Origin of the sequence: Faecalibacterium sp. An121, from assembly GCF_002160915.1 — a bacterium.
Taxonomy (GTDB): Bacteria; Bacillota; Clostridia; order Oscillospirales; family Ruminococcaceae; genus Faecalibacterium; species Faecalibacterium avium.
The window spans coordinates 130,830-148,458 of sequence record NZ_NFLM01000005.1 but is presented as its reverse complement, the minus strand read 5'-3'; the positions used below and the strand labels follow the sequence as shown (position 1 = coordinate 148,458).

General features: G+C 61.5%; 16 protein-coding genes and 1 tRNA gene. 4 read left to right on the top strand and 13 right to left on the bottom strand.

From position 1 onward, the window contains the following. Positions 1–215: 215 nt before the first annotated feature. From pgmB to B5E66_RS04440, 10 genes are all read right to left on the bottom strand, one after another. Positions 216–860: a beta-phosphoglucomutase gene (gene pgmB, locus B5E66_RS04485; RefSeq protein WP_087229226.1), complete on the bottom strand. Its 645-nt coding sequence runs from the start codon at positions 858–860 to the stop codon at positions 216–218. A gap of 13 nt (positions 861–873) precedes the next feature. After that, positions 874–2,562 carry a glycoside hydrolase family 13 protein gene (locus B5E66_RS04480; RefSeq protein ID WP_087229223.1) on the bottom strand — a complete coding sequence of 563 codons (1,689 nt, stop codon included), beginning with the start codon at positions 2,560–2,562 and terminating at the stop codon, positions 874–876. A 93-nt stretch (positions 2,563–2,655) separates the two neighbouring features. Continuing rightward, the gene (locus B5E66_RS04475) at positions 2,656–3,486 is read right to left on the bottom strand and encodes a carbohydrate ABC transporter permease (RefSeq protein WP_087229219.1); all 831 of its coding nucleotides are present in this window, start codon (positions 3,484–3,486) and stop codon (positions 2,656–2,658) included. A 13-nt stretch (positions 3,487–3,499) separates the two neighbouring features. Continuing rightward, a complete protein-coding gene (locus B5E66_RS04470; RefSeq protein ID WP_087229217.1) occupies positions 3,500–4,456 on the bottom strand; it encodes a carbohydrate ABC transporter permease in 957 nt (318 codons plus the stop codon). A 47-nt stretch (positions 4,457–4,503) separates the two neighbouring features. Further along, positions 4,504–5,829 (bottom strand): extracellular solute-binding protein, encoded by a 1,326-nt coding sequence (locus B5E66_RS04465; protein ID WP_087229214.1) that lies wholly within the window; start codon positions 5,827–5,829, stop codon positions 4,504–4,506. A gap of 149 nt (positions 5,830–5,978) precedes the next feature. Further along, on the bottom strand, positions 5,979–8,300 hold the full coding sequence (locus B5E66_RS04460; protein WP_087229211.1) for a glycoside hydrolase family 65 protein: 2,322 nt from the start codon (positions 8,298–8,300) through the stop codon (positions 5,979–5,981). Positions 8,301–8,409: 109 nt separating this feature from the next. Then, a complete protein-coding gene (locus tag B5E66_RS04455) occupies positions 8,410–8,703 on the bottom strand; it encodes a hypothetical protein (RefSeq protein ID WP_087229208.1) in 294 nt (97 codons plus the stop codon). Beyond that, on the bottom strand, positions 8,700–9,143 hold the full coding sequence (locus B5E66_RS04450) for an RDD family protein (RefSeq protein ID WP_087229205.1): 444 nt from the start codon (positions 9,141–9,143) through the stop codon (positions 8,700–8,702). The genes B5E66_RS04455 and B5E66_RS04450 overlap by 4 nt, the downstream gene beginning before the upstream one ends. Positions 9,144–9,270: 127 nt before the next feature. Beyond that, a complete protein-coding gene (locus tag B5E66_RS04445; protein ID WP_087229202.1) occupies positions 9,271–10,287 on the bottom strand; it encodes a LacI family DNA-binding transcriptional regulator in 1,017 nt (338 codons plus the stop codon). 107 nt (positions 10,288–10,394) lie between these two features. Then, complete coding sequence (locus tag B5E66_RS04440) at positions 10,395–10,796, bottom strand: VOC family protein (RefSeq protein WP_087229199.1); 402 nt, start codon at positions 10,794–10,796, stop codon at positions 10,395–10,397. Between the two features lie 302 nt (positions 10,797–11,098). Between B5E66_RS04440 and B5E66_RS04435 the strand changes: the two genes are divergently transcribed. Next, positions 11,099–11,968 (top strand): DegV family protein, encoded by an 870-nt coding sequence (locus B5E66_RS04435; RefSeq protein ID WP_087229196.1) that lies wholly within the window; start codon positions 11,099–11,101, stop codon positions 11,966–11,968. A 74-nt stretch (positions 11,969–12,042) separates the two neighbouring features. Here B5E66_RS04435 and B5E66_RS04430 read toward each other — a convergent pair whose 3' ends face one another. Next, positions 12,043–13,398, bottom strand: a complete 1,356-nt coding sequence (locus B5E66_RS04430) for an NCS2 family permease (protein ID WP_087229193.1) — start codon at positions 13,396–13,398, stop codon at positions 12,043–12,045. A 300-nt stretch (positions 13,399–13,698) separates the two neighbouring features. Between B5E66_RS04430 and B5E66_RS04420 the strand changes: the two genes are divergently transcribed. Next, entirely contained in the window at positions 13,699–13,917 is a 219-nt protein-coding gene (locus B5E66_RS04420) for a cation transporter (RefSeq protein ID WP_087229187.1), read from the top strand. Between the two features lie 181 nt (positions 13,918–14,098). Here the strand turns inward: B5E66_RS04420 and B5E66_RS04415 are convergent, their stop codons facing one another. Together B5E66_RS04415 and B5E66_RS04410 are read right to left on the bottom strand one after the other, a co-directional pair. Continuing rightward, entirely contained in the window at positions 14,099–15,481 is a 1,383-nt protein-coding gene (locus B5E66_RS04415; RefSeq protein ID WP_087229231.1) for a TrpB-like pyridoxal phosphate-dependent enzyme, read from the bottom strand. A 491-nt stretch (positions 15,482–15,972) separates the two neighbouring features. Then, positions 15,973–16,059: transfer RNA gene (locus tag B5E66_RS04410), tRNA-Leu, on the bottom strand. Positions 16,060–16,235: 176 nt separating this feature from the next. Here B5E66_RS04410 and B5E66_RS04405 point away from each other — a divergent pair. Beyond that, positions 16,236–16,616: a DUF3592 domain-containing protein gene (locus B5E66_RS04405; protein ID WP_087229184.1), complete on the top strand. Its 381-nt coding sequence runs from the start codon at positions 16,236–16,238 to the stop codon at positions 16,614–16,616. 12 nt (positions 16,617–16,628) lie between these two features. Continuing rightward, on the top strand, positions 16,629–17,567 hold the full coding sequence (locus B5E66_RS04400; protein WP_087229181.1) for an FKBP-type peptidylprolyl isomerase: 939 nt from the start codon (positions 16,629–16,631) through the stop codon (positions 17,565–17,567). The last annotated feature ends 62 nt before the right edge of the window (positions 17,568–17,629 follow it).

The window sequence follows — 17,629 nt, the reverse complement described above, 5'->3', positions numbered from 1 at the left end:
AAACACCCATCCGATGTGGCGGCAAAGAGGAATAGAACCATATTCCTTCTGTTGTTGATCGCACCAAAACAAAAGAACTTTTGCGTCACGAAAGATAGGGTCCCTCTGCGGGGGTCGGCTGCAAAGCCGGCCCCCGCATTGTTTGTATGTGGGCGGCGCAAAACAATGGCCCCGCGCCATGCAGGCGCGGGGCCGGTTTTGGCTTTGGAAGGTTTTCAGCCCAGGGCGATGGCGCGCAGTTCGGAGAAGGCGGACAGGTTGTAATCGCCTGCGCCGGCCTGGGAAGCGTCCCCTACGCAGGCCACGGCAAAGCCGCCTGCGTGGCCGGCCTGTGCGCCGGATACGGCGTCCTCCACCACCAGGCAGACAGCGGGCTCGAGGCCCAGCATGCCGGCTGCCTTGAGAAAGACCTCCGGGTCGGGCTTGGAATGGGTGATGTTGTTGCCGTCGCTGACGGCGTCAAAGTAGCTGCCCAGACCCAGCTGTCCCAGAATAAATTGGGTGTTCTTGCTGGACGAGCCGATGGCCAGCTTGAGGCCGGCGGCCCGCAGGGCGTCCAGGGTATCCTTGACCTCGGCGGACAGGTCGGCGGGGGACAGCTGGTGCAGGCTCTCCCGGTACAGGTCGTTTTTCTGAGTGGCAAGCTCCACCTTGCGCTCCTCGCTCAGGGCGGGGCCGTGGTACTGCTCCAGGATGATCTCCAGGCTCTCCATGCGGGATACCCCCCGCAGCCGGTTGTTGATGGTGCGGTCGAAGGGAATGCCCATCCCGTCGGCCATTTTTTTCCATGCCTGGTAGTGGTATTCGTCGGTGGAGCAGATGACCCCGTCCAGATCGAAAATGATTGCCTGATAGTTCATAGCGTTGTCTCCTTTACAGTTCAGCGTTGTCTTGCAGCAGGGCAAAGCCGTCCCAGGGACCCAGGGTGACCTGGCCGTCCAGGCTGGGGGCGTCCCCCACCGAAATGAGCAGCCTGACCCCAGCAAAGCCGGCGGGCAGGGCAAAGGATGCGGGGCGGCCGGTGAGGTTGCAGACGCACAGCAGCTTTTGCCCGTTCAGGGTGCGGGTGTAGGCGTACACCTGGGGATCATCGGGCAGCAGCAGGTCGTAGCTGCCGTAGACGATGATCTCATGGGTGTGGCGCAGCCGGATCAAGGCCTGGTAAAAGTGAAAGACCGAGTCGGGCCGGGCCAGCTGCTCGGCGGCGTTGAGGCTGGTATAGTTGGGATTGATCATGATCCAGGGGGTGCCGGTGGTAAAGCCCGCGCCTGCCGAGCTGTCCCACTGCATGGGGGTGCGGGCGTTGTCCCGGCTCTTGTAGCGCAGGCATTCCAGCATCCGCTGGGGGGTGAAGGTGTGGTTGGCGGTCAGCTCGTGATAGGCGTTGATGCTCTCCACATCCCGGAAATCCTCCAGCCCTCCGAAAGGAACGTTGGTCATCCCCAACTCCTCGCCCTGGTAGACGTAAGGGGTGCCCTGCATCATGTGCAGGCAGAGGGCCAGAGCCTTGGCGCTCTTTTCCCGCAGGGCGGGGGTGCTGTCGTCCCCCATGCGGGAGACGATGCGGGGCTGGTCGTGGTTGCACCAGTACAGGCTGTTCCAGGCCCGGTCCTCCAGGCCCTTCTGCCACTTGGTCAGCAGGGCTTTCAGCTCCACAAGGTCGATCTTGCGGGTGTTCCATTTGAAGCTTTCGCCGCCATCCAGGTCCATGTGCTCGAACTGGAAGGCCATGGTCAGCTCGGTGCCGTCGGCGTTGGCGTACCGGCAGGCCTGGTCCACCGTCAGACCCGAGCACTCGCCCACCGTCAGCAGGTCGTACTGAGACAGCACCTCCCGGTTCATCTGCTGCAAGTAAGCGTGGACGTTGGGCCCGTTGACCACATAGGGGGCAAAGCTGCCGTAGCTGCTGCCCGGTTTCCGTTCGCCGTCCGGCATTTCGGGGGTCTTGCTGATCATGCTGATGACGTCCATGCGGAAGCCGTCCACCCCCTTGTCGCACCACCAGCGCATCATGCGGAACACTTCCTGCCGGACGGCGGGGTTATCCCAGTTCAGGTCGGGCTGGAAGTCGCCGAAGGTGTGCAGGTAATACTGGCCGGTGGTCTCGTCCAGGGTCCAGGCGCTGCCCGAAAAGTTGGAGCCCCAGTTGTTGGGAGGGCCGCCGTTTTTGCCGTCCCGCCAGATGTAATAGTCCCGCTTGGGGTTGTCCCGGCTGGAGCGGCTCTCGATGAACCAGGGATGCTCTTTGGAGGTGTGGTTGACCACCAGGTCGATCACCACCCGCATCCCCCGGGCGTGGGCCCCGGCCAGCAGCCGGTCAAAATCTTCCATGGTGCCGAACTCGGGCTGGATGGCCTGGTAATCGCTGATGTCGTAGCCGTTGTCCCCGCCGGGGGACTTGTAAAAGGGCGAGATCCACAGCACGTCCACGCCCAGCTCTTTCAGGTAGTCCAGACGGCGCAGGATGCCGGGCAGGTCGCCCACGCCGTCGCCGTTGGAATCCTGGAAGCTGCGGGGGTAGATCTGGTAGACCACGCTTTCCTTCCACCATGCTTTTTTCATAGGTCCTCCTTGTCGCCCAGGGAAAATTGGGCATAAAAAGGGGACCGGCCTGCCGGTGGCGCACACCGTGCCTGTGACCGGTCCCCTGTGGTTTTACTTTTCGCCGTCCATACGGAGGCCAACCATAAAGAACTTGTTGAAGATCAAATAGAGGATGATGATGGGCAGCACCGAGATGCAGGCCGCAGCCATGACCTGGTTCCACATGGTGCCGGCGTTCTGGGACTGGAAGCTCTGCAAGCCGAGGGTCAAGGTGTACTTGGACGCGGTCTTGATGTACAGCATGGGAGCTGTGAAGGCGTTCCAGAAGCCCATGAAGCCAAAGATGGCGGTGGTGGCGATGGTGGGCCGCGCCAGAGGCATGGCCACGCGGAAGAACACACCGTACCGGCTCAGGCCGTCGATCTCAGCGGCTTCGCACACGTCCCGGGGGAAGTTGATGAAGAACTGCCGCATCAGGAAGATGTTGCCGATGTTGGCCGCCGAGGGCAGGATGAGGGCCGTGAAGGAGTCCAGCATACCGAAGTCTTTCAACAAAAGGTAGTTGGGGATCAGCAGCACCTGGCCGGGGATCATCATGAGCAGCAGCAGGCCGTGGTAGATCTTGTCCCGGCCGGGAAAGCTCAGCCGGCTGAGGGAGTAGCCCGCCATCGAGTTGATGTAGACGTTGATGACGGTGCCCACCACCGACACGAACAGCGAGTTGAGGAACCACCGCGGGAACAGGGAACTGTGGCCGAAAATGGTGGCGTAGTTGTCCAGGGTCATGTTCTCGGAGATCAGGGCCATGTTGCCGCCCACGATCTCCCGCAGGGGCTTGAACGAGGCCGCCACCATCCACAGGAAGGGATACAGCGTGATCACTGCATACACGATCAGGACCGCATACAGAAGGCCGCGGCCCACTGTCATTTTCTTTTTCATCGTTCCTGCCTCCTTAATACCATCTCTCGGAGTTGTTCAGCTTCTCGGCGATCATCGACACGGCCATGATGACCAGGGCCAGGATGATGGCGATGCACGCGGCGTAGCCCATGGCGTTGTTGGTGCCGAAGGCGTAGCGGTAGACCATCAGGGAGACGGTCAGGGTGCTGTTGGCCGGGCCGCCCGAGCCGTTGGAGAAGATGTAGGCCTGATCGAACATCTGCAACGTGCCGATGATGCCGGTGAGCAGGACATAGGTGGTGATGGGCTTGAGGTAGGGAACGGTGATGTTGGTGAACTTTTGCAGTGTGTTGGCGCCGTCGATCTCCGCAGCCTCATACAGGGAGGTGGGCAGATCCTGCAGGCTGGCCAGGTACATGGTGGTGTACTGGGGCACGGTGGACCAGATGTTCATGACCATGATGACCTTGAGGGCAAAGTCCGGGTTCTCCAAAAAGTTGATGCCGCCGCCCGCCGGCAGGATGCCGGCATTGATCAGCATCATATTGATGGGGCCGGTGACGCTGAACATGAACATGAAGATGATGGTCAGCGCCGAGCTGGAGGTCAGGGTGGGCAGAAAATAGACGGTGCGGAAGAAGTACTTGCCGCGGATCTTGCTGTTCAGCACGCTGGCGATCACCAGTGCGATGATGGTCTGGCAGGGCACCACCACCACCGAGAAGGACAGGGTGTTGAGCAGGGCTGTGCGGGCCATGTTGTCGGTGAACAGGCGGGCGTAGTTCTCCAGCCCCACAAATGTATAGCTGTCCGTAAAAAGGTTGACCTTGTGGAAGGACAGGTACACCACGAAGAGGGCGGCAATGCCGATGAAGATGCCCAGAACGATCACTGCCGGCGTCAGGAACAGGTAGCCTTGCCGCCATTCCTGCAGCTTGCGTTTGCTGGGGCGTTTATCAAACTGGATCGCAGCAGCGTCAGGCGTCTGCGCTTTGGATGCTTTTGGCATACGCGATTCCTCCATTCCCTTGCAGTTTCAGCGTTTCACCGCAGGGATCAGCCGGCGTTGGCGATCTCCTGGTTTGCCTGATCCTGAGCAGCCTGCAGGAACTCGGCCGCGGTCATCTCGCCGTTGACGGCCAGGGGGAAGTAGTTCTGGTAGGCGGTGTTGATGATGGAGGCGTTGTTGCCCAGCTGCCAGGGCAGAGCGCAGTCGATCATGGCGGAGTGGACGGCCCACACGGGATCGCTCTCCACATCCATGGCCTCGGCGGCGTCGCCGCGCGGGGGCAGGCAGCCTGCGCCGGTGCACCAGATGGTCTCGCCGTCCACGCTGGTGACATACTTGATCCAGGCGGAGGCCATATCCTTGTTCTCGCTCAGGGCATAGATGCCGTAGCCGACGGTGAAGCTCATGGAGTACTGGGTGCCGTTGTAGATGGGCATGGGCTTGACGCCGAAGTTGATGTCGCTGTAATCGGTCCGGAGGGTGCCGTAGACCCAGTTGCCTTCCTCCATGATGGCCACTTTGCCGGTGCCGAAGGCCTCGCCGTTCCAGCCCAGGCCGATGTCAGCGGGGGTCTTCCACACGCCGGCGTCCACGAAGTCCAGGATGAACTGCATATTGTTCACGATGCCCTCGCTGGTCAGAGTGGCGTTGCCCTCGGCGTCGATCAGGCTGTTGCCGCCGTCCTGCAGGATGCACAGGTTGCGGGACAGATCCTGGTTGTAGGTCATGGCGGCGATCTGGTTGGGGCCGTAGACCTCGTCCAGCTTGGCCTGCAGGTCGGTCAGGAAAGCCATGTATTCATCGTAGTCGTCGGGGATGTCGTCACCGGTGTAGCCGCAGGCTTCCAGCAGGTCGATGTTGTAGTAGGTGGCCAGGCTCGAGACGTCCTTGGGCACGCAGAGGGTGCCCTCGTCGTTGGTGAAAGCCTCGACCAGGTTGGGGTAGAAGGCGTCCAGCTCGTACTCGGCGGGGTCCAGGGGATCCATGACGCCCAGAGAGCCGTAGAAGGGGAACATGACGCCGTCGATGTAGAAGCAGTCCGGAGCGGTCTGGCCGATCAGGTCGGCCTGGAACTGGGTGTTGAAGTCGGTGTAGACCTTCAGCTCCACAGTGCAGCCGTGCTCGGCCTCAAAGTTGTCCTTCAGCTGGTTGATGGCGGCGGTCTCCTGGTCGTTGCCGCCCCAGATGCCCACCGTCAGGGTGCGGCCGCTGAAATCAGCCGAGCCCGAACCGCTGGCAGCAGAACCGGCCTGCGAGGCAGCCGTGGAAGCTGCCGTGGAGCTGGACGAGGAGCCGCCACAGGCGGTCAGCGCAGCGGCTGCGGCAGCAACACCGCAGGCAGCCAGGAAAGAACGACGATTGATCTTCTTCATAATAATAGCCTCCTTCAAATTCTACCTTCACGCTTTTGCATGGCGCAAAAACGTTTTCGCTGCATTCATTGTATACGAAAACGTTTTCGAATACAATTCGCGCTTTTACCAAAACCAAGCACGATATTTTAGACAGGTTGCCCGCCGGCTCACAGCTCCACCCGGATGGTGTCCTGCACATGGTATTCTGTGCCGCGGACGGTGAAGGTAACCGGGGCGGTGGCTGTCAGATTCTGGATCTCTGCGGCCTGATGGGTCAGGGTGACGTGCAGTTTCTGGCCGTGCCAGTGGAGGAAGAAGTCCAGTCCGGTCCAGGCGTCGGGCAGGGCGGGGTCGATGCGCAGCTTGCCGTCCAGCATACGCACGCCGCCAAAGCCGAACACCACCGACTGCCAGATGCCTGCCAGCGAGCCTGCGTGGATGCCCGCGTCGCTGGTCTTCATGTTGGGGCCTACGTCGATGGCCGCCGCGCTGCGGAACAGGCTGTAAGCCAGATCCCGGTTGCCCATGTCGTTGGCCAGGATGCAGTGGGTGGACAGGGACAGGGAGGAGTCGTGGAGGGTGCGGGGCTCATAATAGCTCCAGTTGGCCCGCTTGACCTCCGCGCTAAACTCGTCCTCCAGCAGCAGGAACATGATCAGGATGTCGGCCTGCTTGGATACCTGCATATGGGTGATCTGCTCCTGGTTGTAGTCGCGGTAGATGCTGCCCACGTTCTGCTGGTTCTTGTACTTGGTCAGGTCGATGTCCTTCAAAGTCAGATAGGTGCGGTCCTGCGGGATGACCAGATCTTCCCGGGGCTGGGGCAGGTAGATGCGGGAGAGCTTGTCCTCCCACTGGGGCTCCAGGGCGGTCAGGCCCAGCTTGGTGTCCAGGGCCTGGTACAGATCGGGGCGGCTGGCCTTCAGCATACGGCTGTACTCCAGCGCCTTGCGGATGTTCCATGCGGCCATGTAGTTGGTGAAGGCGTTGTCATCCACGTGCTCTTTGTACTCGTCGGGGCCTACCACGTCGTTGATGTGCAGCTTGCCGTCCTGGCCTTCCTCCAGGCGGCTGGCCCAGAATTTGCCGGTGTCCAGGATCAGCTCGTAGCCGCAGCGGTCCATGAAATCCTGGTCGCCGGTGGCCTGGTAGTATTCCCAGGCGCCGTAGGCCACGTCGGCGGTGATGTGCTGCTCAATGAAGCCGGACCAGATCTTGGTGGGCAGGCCGGTGACAATGTCGGCCGCGCCCCACACGGGGGTCACCTCGCCGTCGTCGATCCAGGCGGACTCCCAGGGGAACTGGGCGCCCTCGTAGTGGTTGCCGGCAGCCTTCTTGTGGGCGCCGGGCAGGCTCAGCCAGCGGTACTCCTCCAGGCTGCGGGCGATCTCGGGGGCGCTGTAAATGAAGTAGGGCAGCACGAACATCTCGGTATCCCAGAAGGTGTGGCCCTTGTAGCCCTCGCCCGACAGGCCCTTGGCGCCCACGTTCATCCGGTTGTCGTGGGCGGGGGTCATGACATACAGGTGGTACTGCGCAAAGCGGATGGCCAGCTGGTCAAAGGGGTCGGCCGCGTGGATGGTGACCGGCACATTGTCCCACACTTTGGCGGCCCAGGCCTTGGCGCTCTCCGCCAGCAGGGCGTCGTAGCCCAGGGCGCAGGCTTCCTCCTGGCCGGCCAGCGCCTTGTTCTGCAAGGCGGCCAGGTCCAGACCTTCGCTGTCCCGGTCGCGGGAAGTGTAGACGGTGGACAGCTTCTGCACCGTCAGGGTCTTGCCGGCGGGGATGGCCACCTGGTACTCCTGCTTGATGATCCGGCGGTCCATGACGATGAAGCCCTTTTCCTCCTGGGGCACGCCGTCCATGGCAAAGGAGAAGGTGGTGTTGAACACAAAGTCGATGTTCGACTGCCCGGTGGTCTGGATGTACTGCATATGACGGCCTTCAAACAGGCGCTTGTCCCCTTCGGAGAAGTGCTGGCTGCCGCCGTTGTTCATCTGGCCGTTGATGCCGCCGGCAATGTCCAGCGTCATCGCCCCGTCCAGAGGGGTGACGCTGAGTTTCTGAGCGATGAGGTGCAGGCGCTCCATCGAAACGAACCGGCTGAACACCAGCTGATAGCGCTTGCCGTTGGGGGCGGCCCACACCACCCGGCGGACTGTCTCGCCGTTTTTCAGGTGGAGGGCCCGGTCATAGGATTCCACCTTGCCGGTCAGCAGACTGAAGCGCACCCCGTCCAGCCGCAGGTCCAGCCGGGAGATGTCGGCAGCGTTGGGCAGCTCGGTCACCTCGTTGTCATCGAATTTGTTGAAGGTGCCTGCCACAAACAGATCCCGCTGTTCGCCGGGGTTGAACTCATCGGTGGCGTTGCGCAGGCAGAGATAGCCGTTGCCCTGGCACATGACCGACTCGCATTTGCCCAGATGCTCGGGATCAAAGGTGTTTTCTGCTACGATCCAGTCCGCTGCGCGGGAATAATCCATACCCATAAAAAGTTCCTCCTTATACGGCTTCGCTCCATTTGGAACGAAAACGTTTTTGATTCCAGGTCAAAAAATAGCCCGCCCTGCGGGCACTTACGGGGCTGCCCCCGGTAAGTCAGTGATAGAAATAGTAGTTGGAGATCCATGCCATGACCACCAACCCGCATAAAAACGCCCCCACGGCGTACAGCAGGGGAAGCCCGCCCGCCAGCCAGAAGCCCAGGCAGCAGGCCGCGCCCAGGGGCAGATACAGCCGGACGCTCTTTTCGATGTCGTTGGTGTTGGCGTACCGGCGCGCACAGAACCAGCCTGCCAGAATGGCTGCAAGGATGCACCCGCCCAGCAGCAGGGGGCTGGTGGCCACCAGAGGGTCGGTGGCCTCCAGGTGGAAGATCTCGTCCAGATTCATGGCTGATCCTCCTGTTTGGGCTGCTCCTGGTCCTCCCAGCGGAAGATGACCCGGGTGCTGCCCGCCATGTCATGGAGGGTGGTGCCCCGGACGAACAGCAGGATGGCGCTGACCAGACCTGCGGCCCAGCCCGCAACGGGGATCAGGTACATGGCCCGGATCAGCTCCCGCAGGCCCACATACAGCACGGTGGGCTTGCCTCCGGCCCGGTCCACCACTTTCAGCCTGCCCAGCATCTTGCCCAGTGTGGCGCCGCTGTTGTATTCGATCATCAGCACGCCATAGACGGCGAACAGCAGCCGGAACAGAAAATCCGCTGACAGCGCGTTTGTCTTGATCCAGAACAGCAGCACGAACTGCACCGGCAGCATCAGCAGCAGGTAATCGATGAACGCGCACAGCAGCCGCAGTACCCCGCGCAGGAGCCGGTGTTTGTCCATGGCGCAGACCTCCCATCCGCAAGTGCGAAAACGTTTTTGACAGCCCTAGAATAACATACTCCCCAGCGTTTGTACATCCTCAGATTATACAAACCTGCCAGGGAGCTTTTGTACAATGTATCCAGTTTCAAAGTTTCCCTTTCGCGCTGCCGCGGATGACCAACTCATACATCATGTTGTCCACATGGACGTCGGCCTTGCCCTCGATCTTCTCGTAGATGGCTTTGCCCGCCATATAGCCTGTGAGGTAGAAGTCCTGACGCACGGTGGTCAGGCCGCCATAGAGATAGCGCGCTTCGGGGATATCGTCAAAGCCCACCACCGCGACCTGGTCCCCCACCGTCAGGCCCAGTTCCTCGATGGCCTTGCAGGCCCCCAGGGCCATCACGTCGCTGGCGCAGAACAGGGCGTCCACGGCGCCGTCCCGCTCCAGCAGTTCCTTGACCTTGGCGTAGGCCAGGCTGGAGTCGAAGTCGGCCATCAGCATCCGGTCGGGCCGCAATACCAGGCCGGCCTCTGTCAGGGCCCGGCGATACCCGCTGCCGCGCAGCAGGGCCACGTCGGCCTCCGAACTGCCGTTGACCAGGGCGATGTTCCGGCGCCCGTTCTTGATGAGGAAGGACACCGCCTCGTAGGCGGCCCGCTCGTTGTCCATGGTGATGTTCAGCACATCGGGGCTGCTGGTGCGGATATCGATGAAAGCGCAGGGGATGTCGATCTCATCCAGCTGCTGCAAATAGGGATCGTGCAGGCGGAAGCCGGTGCAGACCAGACCGGTCAGCTGCTTTTTCAGACACAGGACCTTGAGAGGGCGCTGCGTCTGCTGGACGCTGTCGGTGGTCACCAGAATGAACTCGATGTTGTTGTCCTGGCAGGCATGGCACACGCCGCTCAATACGCCGTATACCGCGCCGGAGGGGTCCATGGGGCGCAGGTCATTGATCAAAAGGCCGATCACCTTGTCCACCCGCCCGCCCATGCAGCGCCCTGCCGCGTTGGGCACATAGTTCATCTGGCGGGCGATCTCCTGTATGTGTTTGCGGGTATCGGGATTCACATCGGTATAGTCGTTCAGCGCTTTGGATACCGTTGTGATCGAGACGCCGGCCTTCTTGGCAACGTCGCGTATGGTTACCCTTTCCATCCAATCACCTCATAAAAATCATACCATATTCTGCCATGTATTCCAATGGAAAAAATGCTTGTATACTGACCTTTTATATGCACGGCCGGAAAAGCGTCCCGGGGCTTTCACAGCCGGAAAGGATGGCCGAAGGAACCGATCTCGATCAGGTTGCCCTCGGGGTCGGCAATGTAGCAGGTGCGCTGGCCCCAGGGCTCGGTGGTGGGCTCCAGGACCGGCGCCGCGCCCTGGGACACGAATTTGTGGAAGGCCGCATCCACTTCCTCAAAGGTGTCCACGTAGAGGGCGATCTCGAAGTGGCCGTTGGGCCCCTTGAGGTAGGTGTAGTGCCGGCGGGTCATCTTTTCGAAGTTGTCCCGCCCATACAGCATGAACAGCGTCCCGTCCTTGATGAGGTAAACGTTTTGGGCGTCTTCGCCCTCCCGGATCGCAAACCCCAGCACATCCCTGTAAAACCGCACCATGCGGGGCATGTCCTCCACAAAAAGACCAAATCCATCCAGATGCATTGACATGATGATTCCTCCTGACTGCAAAGTGTGACCTTTGCGGCGTTGTTTGGGGCTATTTTATCATGCCTGGGAATAAGAGGCAAGGGGGCGCGGAGGCAAAAAACAAAGAAATTGTCCTTGTACTGAGTACACTTTGGGTCGGCCCGGTTTTTGCTTGACGGGGCGCAGGATCCGTGCTATATTCAGTTTAGCCCACAGCAATGATATGAAAATAGAAAAAGGCCCGCTGCCCGTTGGAAGCTGTGCCCCGTGCGGATGCGCTTTTGGCTGCGGGCTCCAGTCAGAAAGGAGTGTCTACCATGCGATCCTATGCCATTTTCACCGAATCCACCGGCGATCTGACCCCGGCTCTCATCCAGCAGGCGGACTTGAACGTGCTGCCCATGACCTTCAATCTGGACGGCACTGCTTATAAAGACTATCCCGACGGGCGGGAGATCAGCTCGAAGGCTTTTTATGATAAACTGCGGGCGGGCAGTATGTGCACCACCAGCCAGGTCTCTTTGGCGGAATACGAGGACGCCTTTACCCCGGTGCTGGCGTCTGGAATGGATATCCTCTACCTGTCCTTTTCCAGCGGACTGTCCGGCACCTACCAGACCAGCCGTCTTGCGGTCGAGCTGCTGGGGGCGCGTTTCCCCGGCCGCAGGATCCAGTGCGTGGATTCCCGCCAGGCCAGTATGGGGGAGGGCCTGTTCGCCTACCTGGTAGGGTGCAGGCGTCTGGAAGGCGCCTCCTTTGAGGAGGCCGCCCGCTATGCCCAGGAACTGGCCCCCCAGGTGTGCGCCTGGTTCACGGTGGATGACCTGATGTTCCTCAAGCGGGGCGGAAGGCTGTCCGGCGCGGCCGCGGTGGCAGGCACCCTGCTGGGCATCAAGCCGGTGCTCCATGTGGACGACGAGGGCCATCTGGTGGCCATGGAAAAGGTGCGCGGGCGCAGGGCCAGCCTGGACGCCCTGGTGAAGCACTTCCAGGCCACGGCCAAGGACCCGGCCGGAGGCACCGTCTTTATCAGCCATGGAGACTGCCCGGAGGACTGCGCTTATGTGATGGACAAGCTGCGCGCTTTGGGCGTCACCCACCTGCAGGAGGGCTCCATCGGCCCGGTGATCGGCACCCACAGCGGCCCCGGCACGGTGGCCCTGTTCTGGGTGGGCGGTCCCCGCTGAGAAAAATCAAACAAAAAAAGACCTTCCAGCCTGTGGGCCGGAAGGTCTTTTTTGGATGCGTGCAGGATGCCGGGTCACAGGGTGGCCAGCAGCACGAAGTTCAGCACGAACAGGACGGTGGCGACCCACAGGATGGGATGGACCTCCCGGGCCTGCTTTTTGCACACCTTGGTGATGCAGTAAAAGACAAACCCGGCGGCGATGCCGTAAGAGATGCTGTAGCACAGGGCCATGAAGATGCCTGCGAAGAAGGCGGGGACCGCCTCGCTGAAGTCGTCCCACTGGATCTCCCGGAAGGCGGACAGCATCATGATGCCCACCACCACCAGGGCGGGTGCAGTGGCTGCAAAGGGGATGGCGCTGACAAAGGTGGCCAGGAATGCGCTGACCGCAAAGCAGATGGCCACCACCACGCTGGTCAGGCCGGTACGGCCCCCGGCGCCGATGCCGGCGGCGCTCTCCACATAGGTGGTGGTGTTGGAAGTGCCCAGGATAGCGCCGATGGACGTGGCGGTGGCGTCCGCAAACAGGGCGCGGTCCATCTTGGACTTGAAGCCGGGGGTGGTCTCCATCGAGTGCTCGTCCTCGTCGCTGAAAATACCGGTGCGGCGGCCGGTGCCGATGAAGGTGCCGATGGTATCAAAGGTATCGGACAGGCTGAACGAGAAGATGGTGATCAGGACCAGAGGCACCTTGGCCGGGTCGGCAAAGAGGGAAGGCAGGCCCGCGGAGGTGAAGATGGCGCCAAAGGTGGTGGGCAGCTGGCTGCACGCCTCGGCAAAGCTGACCGTCTCGGTGGTGACGGTGACCCCCATGGGGATGCCCAGCAGGCTGGATACGACGATGCCGATCAGGATGGCGCCCTTGACGTTGCACACCAGCAGGATGATGGTCAGGGCCAGCCCGATCAGGAACAGCCAGAAAGAGGGCTGGTTCAGGGTGGCCAGGGCGGGCACACCCGAACCGAAGGTGACGATGCCCACGTTCAGGATGCCGATGTAGGCCACAAAGATGCCGATGCCGCCGCCGATGGCATTCTGCAGGCTGCGGGGGATGGCCTTGATGATGTATTTGCGGATCTTGGTGACGGTGATGAAGATGTTCAGCAGGCCGCAGATGAATACCATGGACAGCGCCTGCTGCCAGGTGAAGCCCAGGGTGAAGCAGACGGTGTAGACGAAAAAGGCGTTCAGGCCCATGCCGGGGGCCAGGGCGTAGGGCACGTTGGCCACGAGGCCCATGACCAGGGTGCCGATCACCGAGGCGATGATGGTGGCCAGGAACACGGCGCCCCATTCCATCCCCGACTGGCTGAGCAGGGTGGGGTTGACGGCGATGATGTACGCCATAGCGAAGAAGGTGGTCAGGCCGGCCACCACTTCACGTCCGGCGGTGGTGCCGTTCGCCTTCAGCTGAAAGAATTTTTCCATTGTACGATGATCCTCCTTTTGCAAGGGGCCGCCAGGGCGGATACAGGGCCCGGGCAGCCAGACGATATGCCGCAGCGGCCTGCCAAAATGCGCGCAGGCCAACAGACCAAGTGTAATCACTTGAGGGCGGAAAAGCAAGAAGCTTGGGGAAATAAAGTGGATTTTCGGACAGAAGTCATACTTAAACCGCCCGGATAAAACCATCCGCGCCCCTTGACAGGGCGGGGGAAGGCCCTATAATGAAAGAAAAGAGGTCTCACCTGTGTGTGGACCGGAATGACCGGAAAGGAGCCCTTGCCCATGAAAAAGACCTATAAGATCGACGTGGACTGCGCCAACTGCGCCAACAAGATGGAGGCTGCCGCCCAAAAGACCCCCGGCGTCAAGGCCGCCGTCGTCAACTTTATGACGCTGAAAATGAGCGTGGAGTTTGAGGAAGGCCAGGACCCCAAGGCCGTGATGCAGCAGGTGCTCGCCAACTGCAAGCGGGTGGAGAGCGACTGCGAGATCTTCCTGTAAGCGCTCGGATGGATGCGGCCGGACGCCGCCGTTCCATACGGCCATGAACGGGAGAAGCAGCTGCCGCAAACCGGTGCCTGTCCGCAAGGACGGGCTTTTTTCTTTGCGGTTCCTCTGGCCGGCGCAGAAAGCCCCCAGCCAGGGCGGCTGGGGACAGATGTGCGGCAAAAGGCAGACCGATTCAGGTCCGGTTCTGCGGGATATCCGGCAGCGAATCGAATCCGCGCTGCAGGTCGGCGTCGGTGGGGATGGTGTCGTTCATCCGGCCCGAGAGATAGCTCTCGTAGGCGGTCATGTCAAAGTAGCCGGTGCCGGTCAGGCCAAAGAGGATGGTCTTGGCCTCGCCGGTCTGCTTGCATTTCAGGGCTTCGTCCATGGCCCCGCGGATGGCGTGCGCCGACTCGGGGGCGGGCAGGATGGTCTCGTGCTTGGCGAAAAAGACCGCGGCCTCGAATACTTTGGTCTGCTCATAGGACACCGCTTCCAGGTAGCCGTCGTGATACAGCTTGGAGAGGATGGGGCTCATGCCGTGGTAGCGCAGGCCGCCGGCATGGTTGGCCGAGGGGATGAACCCGCTGCCCAGGGTGTACATCCGGGCCAGCGGGGTGACGCGGCCGGTGTCACAGAAGTCGTAGGCGTACCGCCCGCGGGTCAGGGACGGGCAGGAGGCCGGCTCCACCGCCACAAAACGGGTGCGGCTGCGGCCCTGCAGCCGGTCGGCCATGAAGGGGGCGATCAGGCCGCCCAGGTTGGAGCCGCCGCCGGCACAGCCCACCACCACGTCGGGGTATTCGTCCAGCTGTTCCATAGCCAGCTTGCTTTCCAGCCCGATGATGGACTGGTGCAGCACCACCTGATTCAGCACGCTGCCCAGCACATACCGCTTGGTCCCGCCGCTGGCGAGTGCAGCTTCCACCGCCTCCGAGATGGCGCAGCCCAGACTGCCGGTGGTGTCAGGGTTTTCGGCCAGGATCTTCCGGCCCACCTCGGTGGTGTTGGACGGAGAGGCCGTCACCTGGGCGTCGAACACGCCCATCACCGCTTTGCGGAAGGGCTTCTGCTCATAGGAACACTTGACCATATACACGTCGCAGGTCAGCCCGAAGTAGGCGCAGGCCTCCGAAAGGGCGGTGCCCCACTGCCCGGCCCCGGTCTCGGTGGTGACGCCGGTCAGGCCCTGCTTTTTGGCGTAATAGGCCTGGGCCACGGCGGAATTCAGCTTGTGGGAGCCGGATGTGTTGTTGCCCTCAAATTTGTAGTAGATCCGGGCCGGGGTGCCCAGAGCCTTTTCCAGCTCGTAGGCGCGGACCAGCGGCGAGGGACGGTACATCTTGTAGACCTCCTGGATGGGCTCGGGGATGTCCACATAGGCTGTTGTGCCGTCCAGCTCCTGGCGGGCCAGTTCCTCACAGAAGATGGGGGACAGGTCGTCCACTGCAAGGGGCTGGAGTGTGGCGGGATTCAGCAGCGGGTCGGGCTGCTCAGGCATGGCCGACCGCAGGTTGAACCACTGCTTGGGCATCTGGTCTTCGGTGAGGTACAGGCGGTGGGGGATCTTGGTCATGCTCATTTTCTTGCACTCCTTTGCAATTTCCTTGCGGGAGAGGGCATAGAAAAAAGCCCTCGTCCCAAATTCCTCTGGGACAAAGGCTTGTAACCTCTGCGGTGCCACCCAAATTGACCTGTACCCTACGCACAGGCCCACTCGCTTTCGCATGTCTGACAACACGCGCTCCCCTGATAACGGGTGGAGTCCCCGTCGCGCTATCGGGCCGGCTGGCGGCCCCTCGTTGTGCCCTCGAAAGTCCATTCGCCCGGCCGCTGCCTGCCGCGTTCCCACCGCCTGCGGCTCTCTGAGAGGGTTTGGTCCCGGGTTACTACTCTTTCTCAACGGTTTTGCAAGCTCATTGTTCTGAACTTTATCATAGTATAACGGAGAAGCGCGCGGCTGTCAAGAGGAAATTTGGGCAAAAGGCGGCGATATCGACCACAGTGCACGGAAAAACAAAAGATCCGGACTCTCTCCCATTGGAAGAAATCCGGATCTTTTGCTTGTGGTGCGGATAAGAGGACTTGAACCTCCACCGAGTTGCCCCGATTAGAACCTGAATCTAACGCGTCTGCCAATTCCGCCATATCCGCTTATTCACTTGCGTCCCGCTGCCGGGAACGTTGATTATTATAGCGCAAAGCGGGGCAAATGTCAACAGGAACTTCCAGATTTTTTTGACAAATTTTTCGGACGAATTTGCTGCACTCTGCGCGCCGCAAATATGGTACAATAAAACCTGTATTTCAAACAGAAGGAGAAGCAACGCATGAACTTTGTGATCTTTATGGCCGGCGCTGTGCTGATGCTGGTCATGGGCCTGCGGGCCACCAAAGCCCGCCGCGCCCTTATTACAAAAGGGGAAAAGGTGGAGGCCCTGGTGGCCGGCACCGTCCATACCCGGGACGGGGTGTCCCTGGCGCTGGAGTTCACCACGCCCGGCGGCAGCACCCGGCGGCTGCCCTATCCTGTGCCGCAAAAAGCCAAAGGCTTTGCCCAGGGCAGCCGCGTCACCCTCTATTACGACCCGCTCAAACCCGAAAAGGTGTATGTCCAGGGGGACAAATCGGTGCTGGGAGCGGAGATCATCTATTACGCTCTGGCGGCGCTGCTGCTGGGCCTGGGCGTGGTGCTGCAGATGATGCAGTAAGGAGGGAATGCTATGATCCTGGAACATCTCTATCAGGGGGAACCCGGGGCCTGGAAGATCACCTTCCGGGCCAGCGCCCAGGAACTGGCCCGGGCTTTGCAGGAGGCCGAGGGCCAGACCGAACAGGACCGCCTGGCGGACGCCGTCAACCGTGCGATCCTGGCACCGGATGGGTTTTCCACCATATGGACCAAGGCGGTGGAAAAAGCCGGCCTGACCCCGGTCACCGACCCGGATTTCAGTCTGCAGGCGCTGAACAAGGACGAAGGTTTCCGGGCGTCGGCCACCTTTTTCGCCCTGCCGCCGCTCGAGCTGGGGCGGTACACCGGCTTTGTCCAGGCTGTTGAGCCACGGCCCATCCGCCGGCTGACCATCGAGCTGGAGATCAACCAGCACCACGGTCCCGAAGACCGGGCGGCCGACGAGGCGGGCAAGGCTGCGCTGCGCCGCCGCGTGACAGCGGAGATCTACCAAAAGCGCTGCCGGCAGGCCGAGGAACTGGCCCGCCGCAAACTGCTGGTGCAGCTGGGGGACCAGGTGAAGGGGGCTTTGCCCAAGAAGCTGGCGGGGATCAGCTACTTTGCCGAGCAGCGCCGCTTCAACCTGAGCCTGCAGGCCCAGGGGGTCAATTTTGACCAGTACCTGCAGGTGCGGGGCCAGACGGTGGAGCAGTTCCGCGCGGAACTGCACGCCGATTCGGAGCGCAAGCTGCGCAGCCAGCTGGGCCTGCTGCTGGTGGCCCGCAGGGAGGGCCTGTGGCCCACCGATGCCGAGATCGACGCCGCCCTGGCCGCCTGGGACGAAAAGAAGGACGGGGAGCGCACTTTCCCCGCCAACGACCGGAACAAGGCCGCCCTCAAGCTGGCCCGCCAGCGGGCGTCGGATTTCATCCTGGCCCGCTCCACCCTGCTGCCGCCCCCGGCGGAGCCCACGGTGGTGGAGACTCTCTAAAATACAGGAAAAGGAGCGCTCTCCGCATGGGCAGAGGGCGCTCCTTTTTGCATGAGAAACGG